This is a genomic window from Kribbella voronezhensis, from assembly GCF_004365175.1.
Taxonomy (GTDB): Bacteria; Actinomycetota; Actinomycetes; order Propionibacteriales; family Kribbellaceae; genus Kribbella; species Kribbella voronezhensis.
Window position 1 is genome coordinate 29,169 of the sequence record NZ_SOCE01000003.1, and the last position, 21,829, is coordinate 50,997.

Annotated in this window: 23 protein-coding genes; 17 read left to right on the top strand and 6 right to left on the bottom strand. The window is 68.7% G+C overall.

Annotated elements, in window-relative coordinates:
* Window positions 1–16 precede the first annotated feature (16 nt).
* The 8 genes from EV138_RS34865 (at window position 17) to EV138_RS34900 (ending at window position 8,582) form a co-directional block, all read left to right on the top strand.
* Window positions 17–1,282, top strand: coding sequence for a low temperature requirement protein A (locus tag EV138_RS34865; RefSeq protein ID WP_166678878.1), 1,266 nt, complete (start codon window positions 17–19; stop codon window positions 1,280–1,282).
* 401 nt (window positions 1,283–1,683) lie between these two features.
* Window positions 1,684–2,559, top strand: a complete 876-nt coding sequence (locus tag EV138_RS34870; protein ID WP_238158622.1) for a ParA family protein — start codon at window positions 1,684–1,686, stop codon at window positions 2,557–2,559.
* Entirely contained in the window at window positions 2,544–2,948 is a 405-nt protein-coding gene (locus EV138_RS34875) for a hypothetical protein (protein ID WP_133984751.1), read from the top strand. The genes EV138_RS34870 and EV138_RS34875 overlap by 16 nt, the downstream gene beginning before the upstream one ends.
* On the top strand, window positions 2,945–3,946 hold the full coding sequence (locus tag EV138_RS34880) for a segregation and condensation protein A (protein WP_133984753.1): 1,002 nt from the start codon (window positions 2,945–2,947) through the stop codon (window positions 3,944–3,946). Before EV138_RS34875 ends, EV138_RS34880 begins: the two co-directional genes overlap by 4 nt.
* Window positions 3,943–5,193, top strand: coding sequence for an SMC-Scp complex subunit ScpB (gene scpB, locus EV138_RS34885; protein WP_238158584.1), 1,251 nt, complete (start codon window positions 3,943–3,945; stop codon window positions 5,191–5,193). Before EV138_RS34880 ends, scpB begins: the two co-directional genes overlap by 4 nt.
* Window positions 5,186–5,926: a pseudouridine synthase gene (locus tag EV138_RS34890; RefSeq protein ID WP_133984755.1), complete on the top strand. Its 741-nt coding sequence runs from the start codon at window positions 5,186–5,188 to the stop codon at window positions 5,924–5,926. The genes scpB and EV138_RS34890 overlap by 8 nt, the downstream gene beginning before the upstream one ends.
* 81 nt (window positions 5,927–6,007) lie before the next feature.
* Complete coding sequence (gene pafA / locus EV138_RS34895) at window positions 6,008–7,369, top strand: Pup--protein ligase (RefSeq protein ID WP_112239386.1); 1,362 nt, start codon at window positions 6,008–6,010, stop codon at window positions 7,367–7,369.
* Between the two features lie 214 nt (window positions 7,370–7,583).
* On the top strand, window positions 7,584–8,582 hold the full coding sequence (locus EV138_RS34900; RefSeq protein ID WP_133984757.1) for an FKBP-type peptidyl-prolyl cis-trans isomerase: 999 nt from the start codon (window positions 7,584–7,586) through the stop codon (window positions 8,580–8,582).
* 36 nt (window positions 8,583–8,618) lie between these two features.
* On the opposite strand, the gene EV138_RS34905 is transcribed toward EV138_RS34900, so the two are convergent.
* The 3 genes from EV138_RS34905 to EV138_RS34915 are packed head-to-tail and all read right to left on the bottom strand — an operon-like array spanning window position 8,619 to window position 11,457.
* Window positions 8,619–9,710, bottom strand: a complete 1,092-nt coding sequence (locus EV138_RS34905) for a DUF3866 family protein (RefSeq protein WP_133985514.1) — start codon at window positions 9,708–9,710, stop codon at window positions 8,619–8,621.
* A gap of 37 nt (window positions 9,711–9,747) precedes the next feature.
* Window positions 9,748–10,608, bottom strand: coding sequence for an alpha/beta hydrolase (locus EV138_RS34910; RefSeq protein ID WP_133984759.1), 861 nt, complete (start codon window positions 10,606–10,608; stop codon window positions 9,748–9,750).
* 60 nt (window positions 10,609–10,668) lie between these two features.
* On the bottom strand, window positions 10,669–11,457 hold the full coding sequence (locus tag EV138_RS34915; protein WP_133984761.1) for an SDR family NAD(P)-dependent oxidoreductase: 789 nt from the start codon (window positions 11,455–11,457) through the stop codon (window positions 10,669–10,671).
* Window positions 11,458–11,645: 188 nt separating this feature from the next.
* Between EV138_RS34915 and EV138_RS34920 the strand changes: the two genes are divergently transcribed.
* The 3 genes from EV138_RS34920 (at window position 11,646) to EV138_RS34930 (ending at window position 14,801) form a co-directional block, all read left to right on the top strand.
* Complete coding sequence (locus EV138_RS34920) at window positions 11,646–12,800, top strand: LuxR C-terminal-related transcriptional regulator (RefSeq protein WP_133984763.1); 1,155 nt, start codon at window positions 11,646–11,648, stop codon at window positions 12,798–12,800.
* 70 nt (window positions 12,801–12,870) lie between these two features.
* Entirely contained in the window at window positions 12,871–13,833 is a 963-nt protein-coding gene (locus tag EV138_RS34925; RefSeq protein ID WP_112239395.1) for a helix-turn-helix transcriptional regulator, read from the top strand.
* Complete coding sequence (locus EV138_RS34930) at window positions 13,830–14,801, top strand: helix-turn-helix transcriptional regulator (RefSeq protein WP_133984765.1); 972 nt, start codon at window positions 13,830–13,832, stop codon at window positions 14,799–14,801. The genes EV138_RS34925 and EV138_RS34930 overlap by 4 nt, the downstream gene beginning before the upstream one ends.
* On the opposite strand, the gene EV138_RS34935 is transcribed toward EV138_RS34930, so the two are convergent.
* Window positions 14,798–15,988, bottom strand: a complete 1,191-nt coding sequence (locus EV138_RS34935) for a winged helix DNA-binding domain-containing protein (protein WP_133984767.1) — start codon at window positions 15,986–15,988, stop codon at window positions 14,798–14,800. The two genes, EV138_RS34930 and EV138_RS34935, sit on opposite strands and share 4 nt — an antisense overlap.
* Window positions 15,989–16,114: 126 nt before the next feature.
* Between EV138_RS34935 and EV138_RS34940 the strand changes: the two genes are divergently transcribed.
* The 5 genes from EV138_RS34940 (at window position 16,115) to EV138_RS34960 (ending at window position 19,332) form a co-directional block, all read left to right on the top strand.
* Window positions 16,115–16,306, top strand: coding sequence for a hypothetical protein (locus tag EV138_RS34940; RefSeq protein ID WP_133984769.1), 192 nt, complete (start codon window positions 16,115–16,117; stop codon window positions 16,304–16,306).
* 52 nt (window positions 16,307–16,358) lie between these two features.
* Window positions 16,359–16,667, top strand: a complete 309-nt coding sequence (locus EV138_RS34945) for a twin-arginine translocase TatA/TatE family subunit (protein WP_133984771.1) — start codon at window positions 16,359–16,361, stop codon at window positions 16,665–16,667.
* Window positions 16,668–16,743: 76 nt separating this feature from the next.
* Window positions 16,744–17,502 (top strand): twin-arginine translocase subunit TatC, encoded by a 759-nt coding sequence (gene tatC / locus EV138_RS34950; RefSeq protein ID WP_133984773.1) that lies wholly within the window; start codon window positions 16,744–16,746, stop codon window positions 17,500–17,502.
* A complete protein-coding gene (locus EV138_RS34955) occupies window positions 17,502–18,374 on the top strand; it encodes a diacylglycerol/lipid kinase family protein (protein ID WP_133984775.1) in 873 nt (290 codons plus the stop codon). The genes tatC and EV138_RS34955 overlap by 1 nt, the downstream gene beginning before the upstream one ends.
* Before the next feature lie 106 nt (window positions 18,375–18,480).
* Window positions 18,481–19,332 carry a chitosanase gene (locus EV138_RS34960; protein ID WP_305000185.1) on the top strand — a complete coding sequence of 284 codons (852 nt, stop codon included), beginning with the start codon at window positions 18,481–18,483 and terminating at the stop codon, window positions 19,330–19,332.
* Window positions 19,333–19,606: 274 nt separating this feature from the next.
* Here EV138_RS34960 and EV138_RS34965 read toward each other — a convergent pair whose 3' ends face one another.
* Together EV138_RS34965 and EV138_RS34970 are read right to left on the bottom strand one after the other, a co-directional pair.
* Entirely contained in the window at window positions 19,607–19,975 is a 369-nt protein-coding gene (locus EV138_RS34965) for a helix-turn-helix domain-containing protein (protein WP_238158585.1), read from the bottom strand.
* Window positions 19,972–20,376, bottom strand: coding sequence for a hypothetical protein (locus tag EV138_RS34970; protein WP_133984777.1), 405 nt, complete (start codon window positions 20,374–20,376; stop codon window positions 19,972–19,974). The genes EV138_RS34965 and EV138_RS34970 overlap by 4 nt, the downstream gene beginning before the upstream one ends.
* Window positions 20,377–20,542: 166 nt before the next feature.
* On the opposite strand from EV138_RS34970, the gene EV138_RS34975 reads away from it, so the two are divergent.
* Window positions 20,543–21,826 (top strand): winged helix-turn-helix domain-containing protein, encoded by a 1,284-nt coding sequence (locus EV138_RS34975; protein WP_133984778.1) that lies wholly within the window; start codon window positions 20,543–20,545, stop codon window positions 21,824–21,826.
* Window positions 21,827–21,829: the final 3 nt, after the last annotated feature.

The window sequence follows — 21,829 nt, forward strand, 5'->3', positions numbered from 1 at the left end:
CTCTAGGGTGTCGGCCGTGACGGAAGACGTGAAGGTTGCCGAAGAACGGCATGCGAGTTGGCTGGAGTTGTTCTTCGACCTGATCGTGGTGGCTGCCGCGGCGCAGATCTCGCACCGGCTGCACGGTGCGGAGACCGTCGGTCAGGTAGCTGCCTGCGCGGCGATGTTCTATGCGATCTGGAGCGTCTGGACCTCGACCAGCGTCTACGCCAACGTCGCGGGGGAGCGGACCAGGCAGTTGTCCGTCCTGCTGACGATGCTCGGCGTCGGCGTCATGACGGCATCGGTACCCGGTGTCTGGCCCGGGCTACTGCCCGAGGGCGACCACCACCCCGGTAACCGCACGGTCGCGTTCACGGTCGCGTTCCTGTACTGCCGGGCGATCGCGGCCAGGTCGGCCGGTCGCGACGGTCAGGTGATCACCTTCTGGCCCGGGACCCAGAGTCTGATGGCCACGCCCTGGATCGTCGCGCTCTTCGTACCGGAGGAGACCGCGCACTGGCTGTGGGCCGGGGCGATCGCCGCCGACCTGATGTTCTCGTTGATGGGCTCCCGCAACCCGAAGGCCCTGGAGCGGACCGAGCAGGCCATGCTGAGGCAGCAGGAGGACCGCCGGCGCAAGGACCGCTTCGCCAGGCTGCTGTCGCTCGGCCGGGTGACCCCGGCGGAGGCCCCGCAGCCGACGTTGCTGTCCGTCGCAAAGGTCGAACGCGGTCACCTGGACGAACGCCTCGGCCTGTTCGTCATCATCGTGCTCGGCGAGGCAGTGGCCCAGGTGGTCGCCGCCGACGCCGACCTGGTCTGGACAGTTCCGGTCGTCCTCGCCTCCGTGCTGGCGTTCGCGCTGCTGGTCGGACTGTGGCGGCTCACCACCCTGTACGGCTTCAGTACGGCGCCGCGCACGACCGCGCCGCTGGAGCCGTCCATCGCGCTGTCGGCGCATCTCGGGGTCACCGCCGCCATGATCGCCATCGCGGCCGGGCTCGGTGGGCTGATCATGGCGGCCGGCGAACACCTGGCGACGATGGAACGCGGCTATCTGTTCGGTGGCCTCGCCCTGTACTTCGTCGTGAGCGTGCTGACCGGGATCGCCGGACGGGCGCCGCTGAAGTGGTTCCTCGGGTGGGCCCTGCCGAGTCTGCTGGCGTCGGTCGCGGTCGCGGTCCTCGGACACCCGTTGCCCGCCTGGTCGCTGGCAGTGCTCGCCGGCGTGATCCTGCTCTGGTTCTCCACCTACAACTGGCTGAGCGAGCTGAAGGAATCGCGGGCCCGCGCGACGTAGTACAGATCGGCCCCGGTAGCCGGGCGAAAGTCTGCGGTGTGCAATCATTCGGTCACGGTCGGTCAATCTGACGGTGTGATCGGCCGTGTCCGGAAGGCCGACCGACCCCGCTGCGGAGTGGCTGGTTGAGAGTGCTTGAATGCACGCTTACAGTCGCTGGGATCGCCCGTATCGGTTGAAAGGTTTGACGAGTCATGAACGAGTCGACATTCCCGGGCACCCAGCACCTGCCGTCGTCGATGGAGCCGATCCCGTCGACCCCGGACCCGGCGCCCGCCACGCCAGCAGAACCGACCCCCCAGCACACGCCCGCGCCGCCGTCCCCGGCACGGACCGTCGTCACCCCACCCAGCAACTATGCGGAGATGCCCCGGCCGACGGCCAAGCTGACCGCGGAGGACATGGCACCTGTGAATGACCCGCACGGTCCGAGGAACAAGATCGGACCGACCGGCCGGCCGCTTCCCGATCTGCCGGAAGTGAAGCCGCCGACGAGGCGCGGACCCGCGCAGGTGATCGCGATGTGCAACCAGAAGGGTGGCGTCGGCAAGACCACGACGACCATCAACCTGGGTGCCGCGATCGCCGAGACCGGGCGCAAGGTGCTGCTGATCGACTTCGACCCGCAGGGCTCCGCCTCGATCGGCCTGGGCGTGCAGCCGCACGACCTGGAGCTGTCGGTCTACAACCTGCTGATGCAGCGCGACATCACCCCCGCCGAGGTGATCCAGGCGACCCGGGTGGACAACCTCGACCTGCTGCCGGCGAACATCGACCTGTCCGCGGCCGAGGTCCAGCTGGTCCAGGAGGTCGCCCGCGAGTACACGCTGCAGCGCGTCCTGGAACCGATCATCCCGCTGTACGACGTGATCCTGATCGACTGTGCCCCGTCCCTCGGCCTGCTCACCGTGAACGCGCTGACCGCGTCGAACGGCATCGTCGTGCCGCTGGAGTGCGAGTTCTTCGCGCTGCGCGGCCTGGCGATGCTGACCGACACGATCGGCAAGGTGCAGGACCGGCTGAACCCGAAGCTGGAGATCGTCGGCATTCTCGGCACCATGTTCGACGGGCGCACCACGCACGCCCGGGAGGTGCTCGACCGGGTCGTCCAGGCCTTCGACGAGCGCGTCTTCCACACCGTCATCCGGCGTACCGTCAAGTTCCCCGAGACCACGGTCGTCGGCGAGCCGATCACGACGTACGCGCCATCGTCCCAAGCGGCTACCCAGTACCGCGACCTTGCCAAGGAGGTGCTGGCGCGTTGTCCCGTCGGGTGAGCCTGCCAGGTGCCAGCGAGCTGTTCGGGGGTGCGGCACCCAAGCAGACCAGACCCGAGAAGCGCACAGCCACTGACGGATCGTCGCTCGACGACCGCCGCGGTTCGACCGGACGGTCGCGAACCGCCGTCGTCGAGGACCGCAAGTCCAGTGGCCGGATCCGGCACGACACGAAGATCACCGTGTACGTGACCGAGGAAGAGCTGCTCGGTTTGGAACAGACCAGACTCGCGTTGCGAGCCGAGCACGGCCTGACCGCGGACCGCGGCCGGATCGTCCGCGAGGCGATCGACGTCCTGCTGGCCGATTTCGTCGACCACGGACCGGACTCGGTCCTGGTGCAGCGCCTGCGGGCCGCCGAGTCGGCCGCGGAGCCTGCCTCGTCATGAGCGACGCCCCCACCTCGGAACTGCCGATCGAGCTGCCGGGCGCTGTCGACTCGGAGCTGCCGACCGCGGCCGAGGGCAAGGGCTTCAGCGTTCACCTGGTCAACTTCGAGGGTCCGTTCGACCTGCTGCTGCAGTTGATCAGCAAGCACAAGCTGGACATCACCGAGATCTCGCTGTCCCAGGTCACCGACGACTTCATCGCGCACATCAAGGCGCTCGGGTCGGAGTGGGACCTGGATCAGACCTCGGAGTTCCTGCTGATCGCGGCGACGCTGCTGGATCTGAAGGCGGCCCGGCTGCTGCCGCAGGGCGATGTCGAGGACGCGGAGGATCTGGCGCTGCTGGAAGCGCGCGACCTGCTGTTCGCGCGGCTGTTGCAGTACCGGGCGTTCAAGCAGATCGCGGCGCTGATGCAGAACCGGATGGCGGAGGAGGCCAAGCGGTTCCCGCGGGCGGTCGGGATGGAGCCGCGCTTCGCCGATCTGTTGCCGGAGGTGCTGCTCGGCGTCGACCCGGCCGGGCTGGCCGCGCTGGCTGCTCGCGCGTTGGCGCCCAAGGAGAACGTTCCCGAGGGCGTTTCGCTGACCCACTTGCACGCGCCGGCGGTGACGGTTCGTGAGCAGGCGCTGGTCATCGTCGACCGGCTGCGGCGCCAGCGCAGTACGACGTTTCGCGCGCTGGTCGCCGATTCGCCGGACACGGTCACGACGGTGTGCCGGTTCCTGGCGCTGCTGGAGTTGTTCCGGGAGGCGGCGGTGGCGTTCGACCAGGTGACGCCGCTGGGTGAGCTGACGATCCGGTGGACCGGTACCGACGACGGTGAGATCGACGTCAGCGACGAGTTCGACGAGGTGGCGGAGCCGGAGTCGACCGAGGGTGAGGCGCCCGAAGTACCGGACGAGACGCCGGAGTGGTTCTCCTCCGGTACTCCGGTGACCGTGGACGACCCGCCCGAGGCCGAGAACACAGCAGTCCAGAACGAGACGGTGGAGCAGTGACCGAAGACCAGACCACGACCGAGCTCGATCCCACCCCTGCGGAGTCGGCGACCGCTGACGCGTTGGAGTCGGTGAGCGAGACCGAACAGGTCGTCGACCGGGAAGAAGACGGAGAAGTCGCGCCGGCTGAGGTTGACGACGAAGCTGCGCCGTTCGGGGACGATGAAGGGGTCTTGTCGGGGGAAGAGGTCGTTGTCGATGACGAGACCATGCGGCGGGCGCTGGAAGCTATTTTGATGGTGACGGACGAGCCGTTGCCGGCGTTGACGTTGGCGCGGACCGTCGGGCGGCCGACTGTTGATGTGACGAACGCGCTGAACGAGTTGGCGGGGGAGTACACCGAGCAGGGCCGTGGGTTCGACCTGCGGGAGGTGGGCGGTGGCTGGCGGTACTACACGCGCGCCGACGCGGCGCAGTACGTCGAACGGTTCGTCCTCGACGGGCAGCAGTCGCGGTTGACCCAGGCGGCTCTGGAGACACTGGCTGTGGTCGCCTACAAGCAGCCGGTCAGTCGCGCGCGGGTCTCGGCCATCCGTGGGGTGAACGTCGACGGCGTGATGCGTACGCTGATCAGCCGCGGGCTGGTCGAAGAAGCCGGCTCGGACACCGAGTCGCAGGCGACCCTGTACCGGACCACCTCGTACTTCCTGGAACGGATGGGCATGCAAAGCCTCGACGACCTGCCCGAACTCGCGCCCTACCTCCCCGACATGGACGACATGGAAGAGGAGTTGGCCGCCCAGAACACCGCGCCGACCGCCGGCGAGGCCGACGCGACCGCCGAGGTGGTCGAGACTGGTGCGGTGGAGAAACCTGTGGCTGAGCACGAGGAAACCGGCGGAGAGCTGGAACTGGCTGAGGAGCTGGAGACCGGCGGAGAGCTGGAACCGGCCGAGGAGCTGGAGGCCGGCGGTGACCCGGTCGAGGGCGACGCCGATCCGGCGGAGATCCCGGCCGGTGAAGAAGATGCCGATGGCAACGATGCTGACGACGACAGTGCCGATTTCGACGCTGCTGAAGGTGATTCGGACGATTCCGCCGATTCGGACGATTCGGACATCGAGGACGGTGAGGACGCCGGTGGGGTGACCGCCGACGTTGGCGCGGAGGACCTCGACGAGTCGGCGGACGAGCGGTTGGCGGCGGCCGAGGAGCTGGAGGCGGCGGGCGCGGCCGACGGGTTCGAGGGCGACGAGGGAGCCGACGGTTCGCAGTACCGGACGCAGGCCGACGATCGCGATGAGTGACACCGAGGAGACCGGGATCCGGCTCCAGAAGGCACTCGCCCAGGCGGGGATCGCCAGCCGGCGGAACTCCGAGCTCCTGATCGAGCAGGGCCGGGTCGAGGTCGACGGCGTCGTCGTCACCGAATTCGGCACCAGGGTCGACCCCGCCGTCTCGGTGATCCGGGTCGACGGCGAGCGCATTCCGCCGCTCACCGATCACGCGTACATCGTGTTCAACAAACCACGCGGTGTCGTCACCACGATGTCGGACCCGCAAGGCCGGCCGTGCATCGCCGACTACGTCCACGACCGCCCCGAGCGGCTCTTCCACATCGGCCGCCTCGACACCGATACCGAGGGCCTGCTGCTGCTCACCAACCACGGTGAGTTCGCGCACCGGCTCGCCCACCCGTCGTACGAGGTCTCCAAGACGTACGTCGCCGAGGTGGACGGCAACGTCAAGCCGGGCGTACTGCGTCAGCTCCTCGACGGCGTCAAGCTCGAGGACGGCCCGGCCCAGGCCGACACGGTGAAGATCGTCTCCAGCGTCAAGGGCCGGACGCTGATCCAGATCACCCTGCACGAGGGCCGCAACCGGATCGTCCGCCGCATGTTCGACGCGGTCGGCCACCCGGTCAAACGCCTCACCCGGACGGCGATCGGTCCCGTCCGCCGCGGCAACCTGCACACTGGCGAACTGCGCGATCTCGACCAGAAAGAACTGGGTCAGCTGCTCGACCTGGTCGACCTCTGACGGCATCAAAGGGATAACGCGAGAAGGCGGCGCGCCTGCGACAGGGCACGGATGTCGGAGGTGCGCCGTAGGGTGGGGGATGTGAACCGGCGAATCTTCGGCCTGGAGAACGAGTACGGAGTCACCTGCACTTTTCGCGGTCAGCGCCGACTGACCCCCGATGAGGTGGCGCGGTACTTGTTTCGGCGAGTCGTGTCCTGGGGGCGGAGCAGTAACGTCTTCCTCCGCAACGGGGCCCGGCTCTACCTCGACGTGGGCTCCCACCCGGAGTACGCGACGGGTGAGTGCGACTCGGTCACCGACCTGATCGCACATGACAAAGCCGGCGAGCGGATCCTCGAGGGACTGCTCGTCGACGCCCAGAAGCGGCTGCACGACGAGGGCATCTTCGGCGACGTCTACCTGTTCAAGAACAACACCGACTCGGCCGGCAACTCCTACGGCTGCCACGAGAACTACCTGGTCAGCAGGCACGGCGACTTCGCCAAGCTCGCCGACGTGCTGATCCCGTTCCTGGTCACCAGGCAGCTGATCTGCGGCGCCGGCAAGGTGCTGCAGACGCCGCGCGGCGCGGTGTACTCCGTGAGCCAGCGCGCCGAGCACATCTGGGAGGGCGTGTCCAGCGCGACGACGCGGTCCCGGCCGATCATCAACACCCGTGACGAGCCGCACGCGGACGCCGAGCGGTTCCGCCGGCTGCACGTGATCGTCGGCGACTCGAACATGTCCGAGACCACGATGCTGCTGAAGGTCGCCAGCACCGATCTCGTCCTGCGGATGATCGAGGCCGGCATCGTGATGCGCGACCTGACGCTGGACAACCCGATCCGGGCGATCCGCGAGATCAGCCACGACATGACCGGTCGCCGCGAGGTCCGGCTGGCCAACGGCCGCGAGGCGAGCGCCCTGGACATCCAGGGGGAGTACCTGACCAAGGCGCGCGACTTCGTGGACCGCCGCGAGCTCGGTACGCCGGCGGTCGAGCGCGCGCTGTCGCTGTGGGAGCGGACGCTGAAGGCGATCGAGTCCGGCGACCTGTCCGGGATCGAGCGCGAGATCGACTGGGTGATCAAGTACCGGCTGATCGAGCGCTACCGCCAGCAGAACAACCTCGGCCTGGCGAGCCCGCGGGTCGCCCAGCTCGATCTGGCGTACCACGACATCCACCGTCCCCGCGGGCTGTACTACCTGCTCGAGCGCAAGGGCGCGGTCACCCGGGTGGTCGACGACCTGCGCGTGTTCGAGGCGAAGTCGGTGCCGCCGCAGACGACCCGGGCGCGGCTGCGGGGCGAGTTCATCAAGCGGGCCCAGGAGCGCCGCCGCGACTTCACCGTCGACTGGGTGCACCTGAAGCTGAACGACCAGGCCCAGCGCACCGTTCTCTGCAAAGACCCGTTCAAGTCCCACGACGAACGAGTCGAGAAGCTCATCGCGAGCATGTGAGGCATGCGGCAACCACCGGTACGGCGTACCGGTGGTTGCTGTGAGCGGGCCGGCAGTCTCCTGTGCGACGCTGCGTGACGTGATCGAACGGTGACTGAGGTGAGTGGCCGCGTGCTTGCCCGTGCAGGCTAGGGTGGGCGGCGTTCATCCGGCCGTATCCAGGTAGGCCCGCGTTTCCAGGGCTTCGCCGTGAGATTTTCGAGGTGCTCGTTTCGTGCGCAAGTTGTTGAGTCTGGTCGCTGTGCTGGCGCTGGGGTCGTCCCTGGCCGCCTGCGGCTCGGACGATTCCAAAGCCGGAGGCGACTTCGGCAAGTCCGGGATCAAGGTGACCGAGGAGTTCGGCAAGAAGCCGACCGTGACGCACCGCGACGGGGAGCCCGACAAGTCCCTGGTGACCGAGGTGCTCAAGGAGGGCGACGGCCCGGTCGTCACCAAGGGCGAACTGCTCACCGCGAACTACCTCGGCCAGATCTGGCGTGACAACAAGGTGTTCGACAACTCCTACGACCGCGGGGCGCCGTCGTCGTTCCCGATCGGCGTCGGTGGCGTGATCTCCGGCTGGGACGAGGGCCTGGTCGGCAAGAAGATCGGCAGCCGTGTGCTGATGTCGATCCCGGCCGACAAGGGCTACGGCCCGTCGGGCGGTAACGAGAAGGCCGGCATCACCAAGGACGACACGCTGATCTTCGTCGTCGACCTGGTCGGCGCGGCCGCCAACGACACCAAGCTGGACGCGGACCCGGTCGCCGCGCCGGCCACCCCGTTCAAGGTCACCGGCGAGCTGAACGCCGAGCCGAAGGTCACGGTTCCGGCCGGGACCAAGCCGCCGGCCAAGCCGGGCAAGCCGGTCGTGATCGCCACCGGCAAGGGCAAGCCGGTCGAGAAGGCCAGCCAGCTCGTCGGCCGCTACGTGGTCTACGACTACACCGGCAAGAAGCAGGCCAGCACCTGGGACGGCACGCCGGCCTCGGCGTCCGCACCGGCGCAGCCCGGCGCCCCGACCGACCAGCTCCAGGTCGGCCCGGGTCCGAACGGCCAGACCGGTGCCCTGGACGGCCTCGCCGGTATCCCGATCGGCAGCCGGGTCCTGGTCGAACTCCCGGCCAGCAAGGACGACAAGGGCAAGACGGTCAACGCCTTCGCCGTGATCGACATCCTCAACGCGTTCCCGGCCCCGAAGCCGGCCAGCCCGGCCGCAACGCCGTCGAACTGAGCAACCCCCCAAGGCGGTCTGGGACTCTCCGGAGTCTCAGACCGCTTTCTGCCGTCCCAGCGGCACGTCCACCAGGCCGGCGGCGTGGCGGCCGGCGGCTGCTGCTGCTTCGAAGTACGCGCGATCCGTGTCCAGGTTGCGCCCCATCGTCGACAACTTGACCGGGGCGGCCGCCAGCGCGTCGTACAGGCCGTCCACGGACACCCGTACGACGCGATGCCGCGCCTTCAGCGGTTCGGCGGCGTCCCGGACGAGGTCGCCGAAGTCACCGCCCAGCTCCGGTACGACGACGTCGGCCGGCTGCAGCGCGACCCGCCCGTACGCCGTGAGGCTGTGGTGCGAGATGCCGCGGTGCCGTGGTCGCGGGTCGGCTTCGGAGATCCGCAGCGAAGCCACTGCCCGGCCGCCCAGCGTGGCGATCGCGTTGACGGCCTCGCCCGACTGAACACCGGAGAAGCCCCAGCGCGTCCCCGTGCCGAGGTTGCCCGGCCCCTGCGTGATGACGACGACCTCGGCCGCCAAGACGTGTACTGCGGTCAGTAGGCCGGTGTGGACCGTCACAGCCTCTCGATCACCACCGAAGGCCTGCCCGACGGTCACTGTCCCACCGAGCCAGCCCGCGTCCTTCAAAGCCGGCACAGTGCGCGAGAACGCGAGCGGCAGGGCGCCACCGTCCGTCATGACGTAGACGACCCGCGTCCCCGGCCTCGCTTCGAACACCCCGGCCAGCACGGCCGGCAGAGCGGAGTGCAGGTCCGCCACGACCACCGGCGTACCGAACAGGTCGTCGGCGTCACGCAGTACGGCGTGGTCGGGGGAGTCCTGCTCGTCGGCGCCCAGCACCATCGACTGCAGCGGTGTGTACCGGGCCTTGACCAGGTGGCCCGTCTCCGGCGGATCGGGTGGGAGCCGGTCGGGGATGGCCACCACCAGCGCGTAGCCGCCGGTACCCAGACCACGGTCCAGTGCGCCGACGTTCAGCAGCACCCGGTCACCCACAGCAGGCGACCCGACCAGGTCCGGGTACGCCAGCGCGCGCACGGCCCGGTCCCCGATCACCACAGCCAGTTCCTGCGCCCCCGGCCAGCCCCGCCCGAGTCCGCTGACAACCCCTTCACGCCACCGCATCACCCGCTGACTGTAGCCAACCACTCGCTCGGGATGGCTACGACGCGGTGCGCTTGAGGAAGTCCAGGGCAGTGTCGGCGACCTCGCGCCAACCGCTGTCGATGGTCAGGGCGTGGCCGCGCCCCTGCAGCTCCACGATCTCGGTGATGGCAGGGTTCTCCTGTTGTTGCTTGTAGGAGGCGTTCGCGACAGCCCACGGAACCGTGTTGTCCTTCTCGCCGGAGATGATCAGCAACGGACCGCGATCCGGGTTCTTGGTATCGACCTTGGCCTCGGTCCACGGATTGAGGTTGGCGGCCGCCGCCTGGAACAACGGCTTGCCACCCGCAGGGACCGCGTAGGTCTCGTACAACTGCCTGGCTTCGTCCTCGTCCACGGCGTTGGCGAACCCGAAGCGGAACTGGTCGTAGGTGAGCGGGACCGCGCGGTTGCGGTTGGCGGGGTTGCCGAGCACGGGGAAGGCCGACTTCAAGGCCGAGATCGGGAGCGGGAGTACGCCGCGGAACGGTGCCGGGTCGATCGCCACCGATGCCGCTGCCAGGCCGCGACCCGCCAGGATCTGGGTCAGCAGCCCACCGAAGGAGTGACCGACGACGACGGGTTTGGTGTCCAGTCCGCGGATGATCTCCTCGAAGTGGTCGGCGACCTGACCGATCGACTTCCCCGCGAACGCTTCGGGGTGCGCGTTGGCTTCCGCGACCGTCTCGGGATCGTCCGGCCAGCCGGGCGTCAGGGCGACGTACCCGTGCTCTTCGAACAGCGTCACCCACCGTTCCCAACTGCTCGGCAACAGCCACAGCCCGTGGATGAACACCACGGGCGGCCGCCCCGCGGCGTTCGCCTGCTTGCATTGCTCCAGCTCGTGCTCGGTGATGGTCCGGGCAGCGGAATCAGACATCGGGGCCCCTTAACTCGGAAGGAATGGCAGGCGGCACGAGCCGCCGGTGATTGGACGGAGTCAGACGGTGGTGATCAGGCCGCCGTCGATGACGAAATCGCTGCCGTTGACGTTGCCGGCCCGGTTGCTGGCCAGCAGGAGGGCGAGGTCGGCCACCTCTTGCGGGGTGGTGAAGCGGCCGGTCGGGCTGTCGGCCGCGGCGCCTCCCGCGACCTCGTCGGGCTTGATACCGCGGGCTTTCGCGATCGTTTCGGCGACTCCGCCGGCGCCCAGCCACAGGTCGGTCTGCACCGGACCGGGGCTGATCGTGTTGACCCGTACGCCCTGCGGGCCGAACTCCTTGGACAGCGACTTGCAGAGGTTGCTCAGCGCCCCCTTGGCCGCGCTGTAGTCGACCACCGCCGGATCGGGGAGCGAGGCGTTGACCGAGGCAATCGTCACGATGCTCGGGCTCGGCCGCCCGAGCATGTGCGGCAGCGCGGCCCGGATGCTGCGGACGGCGGCCAGGAAGTTGATCGTGAGAGTCGCGTTCCAGTCCTCGTCGGTGATCGCCAGGAATCCGTCCAGCCTCGGCCGGACGGCGCCGACGTTGTTGACCAGGACGTCCAGGCCCCCATGCCTGCCGACGGCTTCCTCGATCAGGTACGCCGGTCCGCCCGCTTCGGTGAGGTCGACCTTGATCACGGCGACCGGGAAGCGGTCGGCGAGCAGGTCGAGTTCGTCGCTGCCGTGCAGCGCGCCGGCCACGACCGCGACCCCTTCCTCCGCGAGTGATCGAGTGATCGCGAGGCCGATGCCCTTGCTCGCACCGGTCACCACTGCGACCTTGCCGGTCAGATGAAGCTCCACGTGCTCTCTCCCTGGTCGGGGTACTGCGTCGGCGGTCCCGACGCTAGGCCCGCCGGCCCCCGGTCCGACACCACGTGATCACGTAGTCCGAATCGCTTGCCGCCCGGCGGAGTCGCGGGCGAGGATGAGTGCAGGTCGTACCTGGGGATGCCGGCCGCCGCCTGGAGCGTTCACACGCCGGAGGAGCCATGGACGACGCGGGAGGGCCAGCACGCGCAGAGGCGGTCCAATACGTCCTCGACAGAGTCGCGCACGGCGGCCACGGACCGGGCGCGGTCTCCGAGGCGATCCAGCTTTCCTGGCAGCGCTCCGCCGACGCCGGGCTGCCCACTGACCACGTCGCTGTCCCGTTCGACGCCGACGTCGACAAGGACGGCAGGCTTCGCTGGGCTGCGGCGCCGGCCATGGCTGCCGTCAGCGCCGACTTGTCCGATCTCCCTGTCGCGCTGCTGCTCAGCGACCACACCGGACACGTGGTCGATCGATGGGCCGGCTCCAGCAGTACGTCGGACCTGATGGACGGCATCGGCGCAGCGCCCGGCTACGTGTGCCGCGAGGAACTCGTCGGCACCAACTCGATCGGCCTGGCTCTGCTGACCTCCGGACCGGCCGTCGTCCGCGGCTTCGAGCACTACGCCGACAATCTGACCGCTGTGTCCTGTGCCTCCAGCGCGGTCGTCCACCCCGCGACCGGTCAACTGCTGGGCGTCGTCAACGCCACTTGCCCGGGGAGCATCTACAACCCGGTCATGCCAGCCCTGGTCGGCCGGGTCGTGGCCGAGACCCGTCGCCGGCTGATCGAGGAATCGCGCGTCCCCTCATCCGCACTCCGTGCCGCGTTCCTGACCGCACGCCGCCGGTCGAAGGGGGCGCTCGCCGCCATCAGCGCCAACACCATGTTCTTCAACACGGCTGCCGGTCCGATCCTGGCTGCTCCGGCCGACCGGGCTCTGCTGTGGGACTGGGCCGAGCGAGCGATCCGCGACCACCACGGGAGCCTGGAGGCGGTCGTCGCCTACACCTCCGGGCCCAGATCCACTCGCTGCGAACCGGTGTACGACGGTTCGACGCTCGCCGGAGCCGTCGTCCGGATCGGCCCGCGACGAAATCCCCCGTCCACCGCTGCCCTCCTCGACACCGGCCCTGCGAGCCGCTGGTCGCTCCTCACGGACTCCGAGCGGACCATCGCCGAACAGGTCGCCCGCGGCCTCACCAACCGGGAGACCGCCGCGTTGCTGTTCCTCTCACCGCACACGGTCGACTACCACCTGCGGCAGATCTTCCGCACCCTCGGTGTCCAGTCCCGGGTCGAACTCGCCCGGGTCGTCGAACGGATCCGCTGACCGCACGTAAGGGAACACCTGTTCGGCGCGGGGGTGGGGGTGGGGACCGGGGACGCCGTAAGGTGGTCGGGTGTCGGCGCGGAAGAGTGAGCGGCTGCTCAATTTGGTGATCTGCCTGCTGGTCGCGCGCACCTACGTGACCAAGGAGCGGATCCGCGAGGTGGTCGAGGGCTACGCCGGGCAGACCGACGACGCCTTCGAGAAGATGTTCGAGCGCGACAAGGACGAGTTGCGCGACCTCGGCATCCCGATCGAGATGGGCACCATCGACAAGTTCTTCTCCGACGACGTCGGCTACCGGATCCGCCGGGACGTGTTCGAGCTGCCCGAGGTGCACCTGGAGCCGGACGAGGCCGCGGTACTGGGTGTCGCCGCCCGGGTCTGGCAGCACGCCAGCCTGGCCGAGGCGACCACGTCGGCCGTGCTCAAGCTGAAGGCCGCCGGGATCCAGACCGATCAGTCCGCGCTGAGCGCGATCGAGCCGCATGTCGGCGCCTCGGAGCCGGCCTTCGACCCGCTCTGGTCGGCCGTGGTCAGCCGCAGCGTCGTCCGGTTCGAGCACCGTCGCAGCGGCCTCGCCGAGCCGACCCAACGGACCCTCGAGCCGTGGGGGATCGTCTCCTGGCACGGCCGCTGGTACGTCGTGGGCCGCGACCGCGACCGGGAAGCGACCCGGATGTTCCGGCTGTCGAGGATCGGCGGCGACGTGAAGACGGTCGGCGAGCCCGGCGCCTTCGTCGTGCCGGAAGGCACCGATCTGCGGTCGCTCGTCTCCGAACTGGCTCCGCCGCGGCCGACGTCGGAGGCGAAGGTGCGGGCCCGGACCGGCTCGTGCGTCAGCCTGCGCCGCCGGGCGAACGCGATCGAGCCGTACGAGGACGGCTGGGACCTGCTGCACGTCCCGTACGCCGACTCGGAGGTGCTCGCCGAAGAGATCGCGTCGTACGGGCCGGACGCCGTCGTCGAAGGACCAGGAGACGTGCTCGACGGCGTACTGCGCCGATTGCGGACCATTGCCGGGGTGGCCGGATGAGCAACGCCCGGGATCAGGTGCAGCGACTGCTCGCGTTGGTGCCGTACCTGCGAGAGAACGACGGCGCGCGGGTCGACGACGTCGCCGCCGAGTTCGGCGTCCGGCCGAAGCAGATCATCGCCGACCTGAAGGTGCTCTGGTTCTGCGGGCTGCCCGGCGCGCAGATGGGCGACCTGATCGAGATCGACATCGACGCGGCCGAGGGCGACGGCGTCATCCACCTGAACAACGCCGACTACCTGGCCCGGCCGTTGCGGCTGGCCGCGGACGAGGCGCTCGCGCTGCTGACCGCGCTACGGACGCTCCGCGAGGTCACCGCCGGGCACGACCGCGACGCGGTCGACCGGGCGATCGCCAAGCTGGAGCGGGCCGCGGGGGAGGGCGCTGCCGCCATCGAAGGCTCGGCGGCGCACGTCCACGTCGAGCCGGCCGCCCCGGAGATTGCCGACATGGTGAACCGGGCGCTGGCCGAGCGTCGCCGGATGCACCTGACGTACGACGTACCGTCGCGTGACGAGACCACCGAGCGCGATGTCGACCCGATGCGCCTGGTCGTGTCGGAGGGCCGGACGTATCTGGAGGCCTGGTGCCGGCTGGCCGAGGACGTCCGGTTGTTCCGCCTCGACCGGATCGCCGCGGCCAAGGTGCTCGACCTACCGAGCGAGCCGCCGCCCCAGGCGACGCCGAGGGACTTGTCGAACGGCATGTTCCAGCCGTCGGAGTGCGACCTGCTCGCGACCGTCCAACTCGCGCCGCCCGCGCGCTGGGTCGCGGAGTACTACCCCATCGAGTCGGTCGAGGAAGGCCCGGAGGGCTCCCTGATCGTCAAGCTGCGCGTCGCCGACACGGCCTGGCTCCAACGCCTCGTACTCCGCTTGGGCGGCTCCGCGACGGTCCTGGAACCGGCCGAGCTGAGCGACCAGATCGCCGCCACCGCCCGCGACGCGCTCTCGGCGTACGACGTCTAAGCCTGGGACAGCGTCTTCTCCAGCGGCGACCGGAACCGCGGAGTCACCCGTACGCCGGCCAGCCAACTCGTCCATTTCGCGGCTTCGACCTCGATCGCCCGGGTCGCCTCGGCGCCGACGTCCTCCAGCAACCTGAAGCGGACCTCGCCGGACTCGGGCTGGCCCCAGCCGCCGACGATCCGGCCGTTCACCCAGACTGTCGGGCCGACGTTGCCGGTGTTGTCGAAGAGCTGGGGCTTGTAGTCGCCGAGGTACCAGTCGCGTTCTTTCCAGCCCATCGGCGTCGGGTCCAGCGCCGGCAGCAGCGCGACCCACGGCTCGACCTCGGTCTCCGGCCCCTCGTCGCCGGGCAGGACGTAGCCGACGGCACCATCCAGATCCACCTCGACCGCGTCCACCGCGGTGAGCGCCTTCTTCGTCTGACCCAGAGTCCAGCCCGACCACCACTGCAGATCCGCGGCCGTTCCAGGCCCGAACGAGGTCAGCCAGGCCCTGGCGAGCTCCGCTCGGGCGTCCTCCGCGGGCAGCTTGTCGCCCAGCCCGCCCGGCAGCCAGTTCTCGGCGGGGGACCACTGGTGTTGTCCGCTGAGCCACGTCCCGATCGGGCGACCGCGGACGATGCGGCCCTCAGCGGCCAGCTGGAACAGCACCCGGCTGGTGACGTACGGCTGGGCGGCGTACGACTTGCCTTCGGCCATCGAGAGGCGGGTCCGCAGGCGTGGTTCGTCGGCGGACAGTTCGTTCGCGGTGGCGGAACCGCGCAGCGCCAGAGCGGTCGCCGTCGACTCCTCGACCGCCCGCAACCACTTGCCGGCCGCGTCCGCGTCCGGCCCGATCCCGGCCTCGACCAGGTGCTTGACCAGGAGTTTGCGCTGTTTCATGGCGATGTCCTCGGTGCAGGCGGCCTGGATCACCGGCGCGAAGGCCGTCGGCGCCACGAAGACGGTCCGCCGCATGCCGAGCATCCGGATCAGCGTGCGATCGTCGTACAGGGCACGCTCTGTGCCCGCGACCTCACTCCCCGGCACCCTGGCGGCGACCGACAGGTGCACGGTCGCCGGGTCGGTGGCGTGCAGCACCACCACGGCCTCGGTGGCCTCGAGCGGACCCGTCGCCTGGCAGGACGGTGCCAGCCGATGCCGCCGCCCGATCCTCGCCCGCCGCTCGCCGACCCCGATCCGCTCCATCAACGCCCCATCTCTGCTGGTGATACACAGTTCTTACCATTACGTTCCAGCCACGTTCGGCCACCGTTGGGCCTCAGGATCACCTGCGAGCCGCGATCCTGGCCTGGGACCGGATAGGCTCGGGGCATGTACTGGTTCCTGCTGTTCCTCGGCGTGGTGGCGGTGTGGCTTCTGGTCCTCGCCCTGCTCGCCAAGAAGCTGTGGGGCCGGACCAAGGCACTGACACGTGAGTTGGTCGCCGCCCAGTCCAAGCTCGACGCCGCGCAGTCACAGACCAGATCCGGACAGTCCGGCGAAGGTGCGCGGGCCCGGGCGTAGTATCGGCGCTCACTGTTGAGCCACGAGTAGAAGTCGGTAGAGGGAGTTCGTCATGGTTTCCTATCTCGGTATGCCCCAGGGCGCTGAGTGGCTCGTCATTCTCGCGATCGTCGTCCTGCTCTTCGGCTCGGCCAAGCTGCCGGCACTGGTGAAGCAGCTCGGGAAGTCCAAGAAGATCTGGGAAGAAGAAGTCGGCCCGGGTCGCAAGAAGGACGACGAGCTCACCCAGGGCGTCCAGGCGCCGACCCAGCAGGTGAACCCCCCGGTGCAGGCTCCCAGCCAGCAGCCCGTGCAGCAGCCGAACCAGGTGAACGGTCAGGCGCCGGGCGACGGTCTGCCGCCGACGCACACGGCCAACTGAGCCTCGCGCTCCATCTGTGACAGTGGTGAGGATCGGACGGCGGAAAGAGCGCCGCCCGAAGGACGAAGAGGGTCGGATGACCCTGCGCGAGCACATCATCGAGCTCCGCAACCGATTGGTCGTCAGCGTCGCCGCGATCGTGGTGGGCACGATCGCGGCCTGGTTCATCTACGACCAGGCGTTCCATTTCCTGACGAGCCCGTTCGTCGAGAGCGTCCGGCAGCTGAACCCCCAGCCGGGGGAGAAGCGGCCGGAGCTGACCTTGGGCGGGGTCGGTGACGCGCTGACCTTCCAGATCAAGGTCTCGGCGTTGATCGGGCTGATCCTGGCCGGGCCGATCTGGCTCTACCAGCTGTGGGCGTTCATCGCGCCCGGACTGCACCGCAGCGAGAAGAAGTGGACGTTCCTGTTCGCCGGGATCGCCGCACCGCTTTTCGCCGGCGGTATGGCGGTGGCCTACTGGACGCTGCCGAAGGGCATCGCGATCCTGATCAGCTTCACCCCCGAGTCGGTCCAGAACCTGGTCGACGTGCAGCATTATCTGGACTTCGTGATCCGGACGATGCTGGTGTTCGGTGTCGCGTTCCTGATCCCGCTGGTCGTCGTGCTGCTGAACATGGTCGGCCTGGTGCCGGCCACGGCGCTCAGCAAGTTCCGGCCGTACATCATCTTGGTGATCTTCGTCTTCGCCGCCGTCGCCACACCGTCCGGTGACCCGTTCACGATGTGTCTGCTGGCGATCCCGATGTGCCTGTTGTTCTTCATCGCCGAAGTGATCTGCCGGATCAACGACAAGCGCCGGTCGCGCAAGACCGAGGAAATGCTGGCCGATTGATGAGCCGACACATCGCCCTGGTGGTCAACCCCACCAGTGGCCGGGGCCTCGGTGCCCGGGTCGCGCCGATCGTCCGCCGGCGCCTGGAGTCCGCCGGGCTGACCGTCACGGAGTACGCGACCACCTGTGCCGAGGACGTCGGCCGGATCTCCGCGGAGGTGATCGCCTCCGGTGCGGACGCGGTCGCGCTGATCGGCGGCGACGGCACGATCCACCTCGGCGCGCAGGTGCTGGCCAAGTCGGGGATGCCGTTCGGCGTGATCCCGGCGGGCACCGGGAACGACTTCGCCCGCGGGATCGGCGTACCGCTGAAGAATCCGCTGGCGGCGGCCGATCTGATCGTGGCGGGCAAGACGCGTTCGGTCGACCTGGCGGTGGCGAAGGACGAGTTCATCACCACGGTGGTCGCCGGTGGCTTCGACTCGCTGGTGAACAAGCGCGCCAACGAGATGAACTGGCCGAAGGGCAACTCGCGGTACACGCTGGCCACGCTGGCGGAACTGCGGACGTTCAAGCCGCTCTCGTACGTCGTGACGGTCGACGGCGAGGTGCTGGAGACCGAGGCGATGCTGGTCGCGGTGGGCACCGGTCCGACGTACGGCGGCGGGCTGCAGATCTGCGCGGGCGCGGAGATCGACGACGGATTGCTCGACATCACCGTGATCAAGCCGGTCTCCCGGCTGACGCTGCTGCAGATGTTCCCGAAGCTGGCCAAGGGCACGCATCTGGGGCATCCGATGGTGCACACGCTGCGCGGGCGCTCGGTGCGGCTGGAGTCGCCGACGGTCACGGCGTACGCCGACGGGGAGATCCTCGGGCCGCTGCCGGTCGACATCGGCATCGCTCCTGGTGCGCTGACCGTCTTCGCCTAGTTGCTCAATCACTACACGAATCTGTTTCATCTCTGTTCGTGGCGGCTGTTGTCTGATAGGAAAGGTTCCTAACAGATACCTCTCGACGCCCCTCGAAGGAGAGATCGTGCTCAACCGCCCCCGCAAGACCGGCACGAAACTGGCCGCCGTCCTGCTCGGCTTCGCCGTCGCAGCTACTCCCGCTTACGCGATGGCCTCGCCGTTCACGCCGCACAACGACGCCGCCCAGCAGGTGACCAAGGTGACGGCGACCGGGTTGGACGACCCGGCCAAGAAGGAAATCGCGATGAAGATCGTGTCCAGTGCGGAGAACTCCTCGCTGGACTGGAAGGCGCAGTACAAGTACATCGAGGACATCGACGACGGCCGCGGCTACACGGCGGGCATCATCGGGTTCTGCTCCGGCACCGGCGACATGCTCGACCTGGTCGAGCTCTACACCCAGCGCAAGCCGGGCAACGTGCTGGCGAAGTACCTGCCCGCCCTCCGCCGGGTGGACGGCACCGACTCCCACGAAGGCCTCGATCCGAACTTCCCGAAGGACTGGCGGACCGCGGCCGGTGACAGCGCCTTCAAGACCGCCCAGAACGACGAGCGCGACCGGGTCTACTTCAACCCGGCCGTCGCCCAGGGCAAGTCCGACGGCGTCGGCACCCTCGGCCAGTTCATGTACTACGACGCGATCGTCATGCACGGCGACGGCGGCGACCCGACCAGCTTCCGCAACATCCGCAAGCGCGCCCTGAGCAAGGCCAAGCCGCCGTCGCAGGGCGGCAACGAGACCACCTGGCTGAACGCCTTCCTCGACGCCCGCGTCTGGGCGATGAAGCAGGAAGAGGCCCACAGCGACACCAGCCGCGTCGACACCGCCCAACGCGTCTTCCTCCGCAACGGCAACCTCAACCTCAACACCCCCCTCGACTGGAAGGTCTACGGCGACAGCTACCACATCAGCTGACCCCGCACCCCGTCACGACCCTCGCACCCCGCAGTCCCGGGGGTGCGAGGGTCTTCCTCGTACTACGCCCACGCACCTCCTGCGTCGGCGCTCCCACCCACCCGGGAACGCCGCTCCTCCGTCGCGGCTCAGAACTGTGGCGGGCCGATCCCGCGACCTCACCCGCCGCGGACGGCCCCCGGGCCCCCCGTGTTCGCCACTGCGACCCGATCGCACCCGCGGCTCCGAAGTAGGCTCAACCGCATGCTGCACGGCGTACTGGAGGTTCCCGGGATCAGGCAGAGTCCGTGGCCCGGAAGCGATCGAGATCGATCTCCATCTCCATTCCGTTCAGGAGGACGACGATCCGCGGCTGCTCGGCGCCGGTCGCATGCAGGTACTCCGCGAGAGTGGACAGCAGCATGTCGCTCCGCCGCTCGAGCCGCGAGACGACCGCCTGCCCCACACCTAAGCGCTCAGCCACCTCCACCTGGGTGAGGTCACCGGCGCGCCGGATCATCGCCAGGTTCTCGGCGTACACGCGATCCATCTCACCGGCTTCGGCCTCAACCTCGGCAACCCCGGCAGCGATCTCCGGCTTGGCCAGCAACTCGTCCAGACGATCGTTGCCCCGGACAAAGGTCGATCTACTCTTCTTGCTCACGGCCGTCCTCTCTTCGCCTCTCGCTTCCACTGATCGATCACCCCGTCGGCGCGAGCGCCGACCGAGTTGTAGAAGACGTCACCGATACGAGCCTTGTCTCCCGCAAACAGTGCGACGACAACGATGTCGGAGTCCGGTGGAAACCAGCAGATGAGCCGGATCGCAATGCCTTCGCGATACGGATGCGATACCCGCCACAGCGGATAGCGCCTGGACTGCCGGATCCACCGGAGCGTCGCTGTCTCGGTCTGCCGGGTCGGCGGTTCCTTGAGGTCCTGGAGACGTTTGAGCGCGGCGGTGACCCGGATGAGGACCTGCTGCGCACGCGCATCTCCCTTGTCCGCTCGTCTTTCCACGCCGTCGAGCCAGGTGCCGAACTCGGCCGGCCAGTCGATCTGCACCGCTCAACTATGTCACTGAGATCATATGGCTTTGAAATCATATTTGATAGTGGCTGCAGCGGCAACGATCCGTTCCTGGGAAGTCTTGTCAGCGAGTGATGGCGTGTACAGCGACGAGGCTGGTCGGGAGGCTCGTTGGTTCGGCTGGGGCGGGTTAGGTTTGGGTATGGCTCGGCGGCTTGTGGGTGACGTGGTGTCGGGGGAGGCTGCGCGGCGGGTTGCGTTGGGGGCGCAGGGGTTCGGGGACGGGCGGCCGGGTGGGCGGGTGGATGTGCGGCGGCTGGGGAAGGTGGTCGAGCGGGTCGGCGTACTGCAGGTTGATTCGGTGAATGTGTTGTGCCGGTCGCATTATCTGCCGGTGTTCGCCAGGCTCGGGGCGTATGAGCGGGCGGCGCTCGATCGGATCAGCTGGACCGGGGACCGGAGGTTGTTCGAGTACTTCTGGGGGCACAAGGCGAGTCTGCTTCCGTTGAGTGCGTATCCCTTGCTGCGTTGGCGGATGAGAGCCGTCGAGCGGCAGGACTGGAGTGACCCGGAGGTGTCGGCGCCGTGGTCGGTCGTCACCGGGATGCAGCGGCTGAGCAAGGAACGGCCTGGGTACGTCGAGCAGGTTCTCGCGATGGTCACCGAGCACGGGCCGATCACGGCCGGCGAGGCGAGCCCGGACGGCGTACGGCGAAAGGCCGGCGACCCCGATCCCGATCCGACCACCGGGCGGATGTGGAACTGGCAGGACGCCAAGATCGCCGTCGAGTACCTGTTCGCCGCGGGCCGCGTCGCGATCGCCGGCCGGCGCAACTTCGAGCGGTTGTACGACCTCACCGAACGGGTACTGCCGGCCGCCGTACTGCGGGCGCCCGAACCCACCGTCGACGAGGCCCGCCGCGAACTGGTCAACCACTCGGCCAAGGCCCTCGGCGTCGCCACGGCAACCGAACTCTGCGGTGCCACCGGCGGCTACTTCCCGTTGCCAACGGCAACGGCTAGGCGGGTGATCAACGAACTCGTCGAAGCCGGCGACCTGATCCCGGTACAGGTCGAAGGCGTGACCCAGCAGAGCTATCTCTCCAGGACCGCGATCGACCGCCCCGTCGACGCCCGCGCCCTGCTCTCACCCTTCGACACCCTCATCTGGAACCGCGACCGCACCCATCGCCTGTTCGACTTCTTCTACCGGATCAGCATCTACACCCCTGCCGCACAACGAATTCACGGGTACTACGTCCTGCCGTTCCTCCTCGGCGATCGCCTCGTGGCCCGCGTCGACCTGAAGTCCGACCGCAAGAACTCCACCCTCCTCGTCCCGACCGTCACCCCCGAGCCCGGCGCAACCGACATCGCCGAACCACTCGCCGCCGAACTCACCCTGATGGCCCGCTGGCTCAACCTGGACCGCATCCAGGTGACGGCGGACGGCGGCCTCGGCCGCGCGCTTTCCCAGCTCGTCTAAAGC

Bases quoted from the DNA above. Each gene is read 5' to 3' on its own strand.
- EV138_RS34870 (WP_238158622.1), top strand. From the start codon at position 1,684: ATGGCACCTGTGAATGACCCGCACGGTCCGAGGAACAAGATCGGACCG.
- EV138_RS34880 (WP_133984753.1), top strand. From the start codon at position 2,945: ATGAGCGACGCCCCCACCTCGGAACTGCCGATCGAGCTGCCGGGCGCT.
- EV138_RS34890 (WP_133984755.1), top strand. From the start codon at position 5,186: ATGAGTGACACCGAGGAGACCGGGATCCGGCTCCAGAAGGCACTCGCC.
- EV138_RS34905 (WP_133985514.1), bottom strand. From the start codon at position 9,710: ATGCGGTGGCGTGAAGGGGTTGTCAGCGGACTCGGGCGGGGCTGGCCG.
- EV138_RS34910 (WP_133984759.1), bottom strand. From the start codon at position 10,608: ATGTCTGATTCCGCTGCCCGGACCATCACCGAGCACGAGCTGGAGCAA.
- EV138_RS34920 (WP_133984763.1), top strand. From the start codon at position 11,646: ATGGACGACGCGGGAGGGCCAGCACGCGCAGAGGCGGTCCAATACGTC.
- EV138_RS34930 (WP_133984765.1), top strand. From the start codon at position 13,830: ATGAGCAACGCCCGGGATCAGGTGCAGCGACTGCTCGCGTTGGTGCCG.
- EV138_RS34935 (WP_133984767.1), bottom strand. From the start codon at position 15,988: ATGGAGCGGATCGGGGTCGGCGAGCGGCGGGCGAGGATCGGGCGGCGG.
- EV138_RS34940 (WP_133984769.1), top strand. From the start codon at position 16,115: ATGTACTGGTTCCTGCTGTTCCTCGGCGTGGTGGCGGTGTGGCTTCTG.
- EV138_RS34945 (WP_133984771.1), top strand. From the start codon at position 16,359: ATGGTTTCCTATCTCGGTATGCCCCAGGGCGCTGAGTGGCTCGTCATT.
- tatC (WP_133984773.1), top strand. From the start codon at position 16,744: ATGACCCTGCGCGAGCACATCATCGAGCTCCGCAACCGATTGGTCGTC.
- EV138_RS34955 (WP_133984775.1), top strand. From the start codon at position 17,502: ATGAGCCGACACATCGCCCTGGTGGTCAACCCCACCAGTGGCCGGGGC.
- EV138_RS34975 (WP_133984778.1), top strand. From the start codon at position 20,543: ATGGCTCGGCGGCTTGTGGGTGACGTGGTGTCGGGGGAGGCTGCGCGG.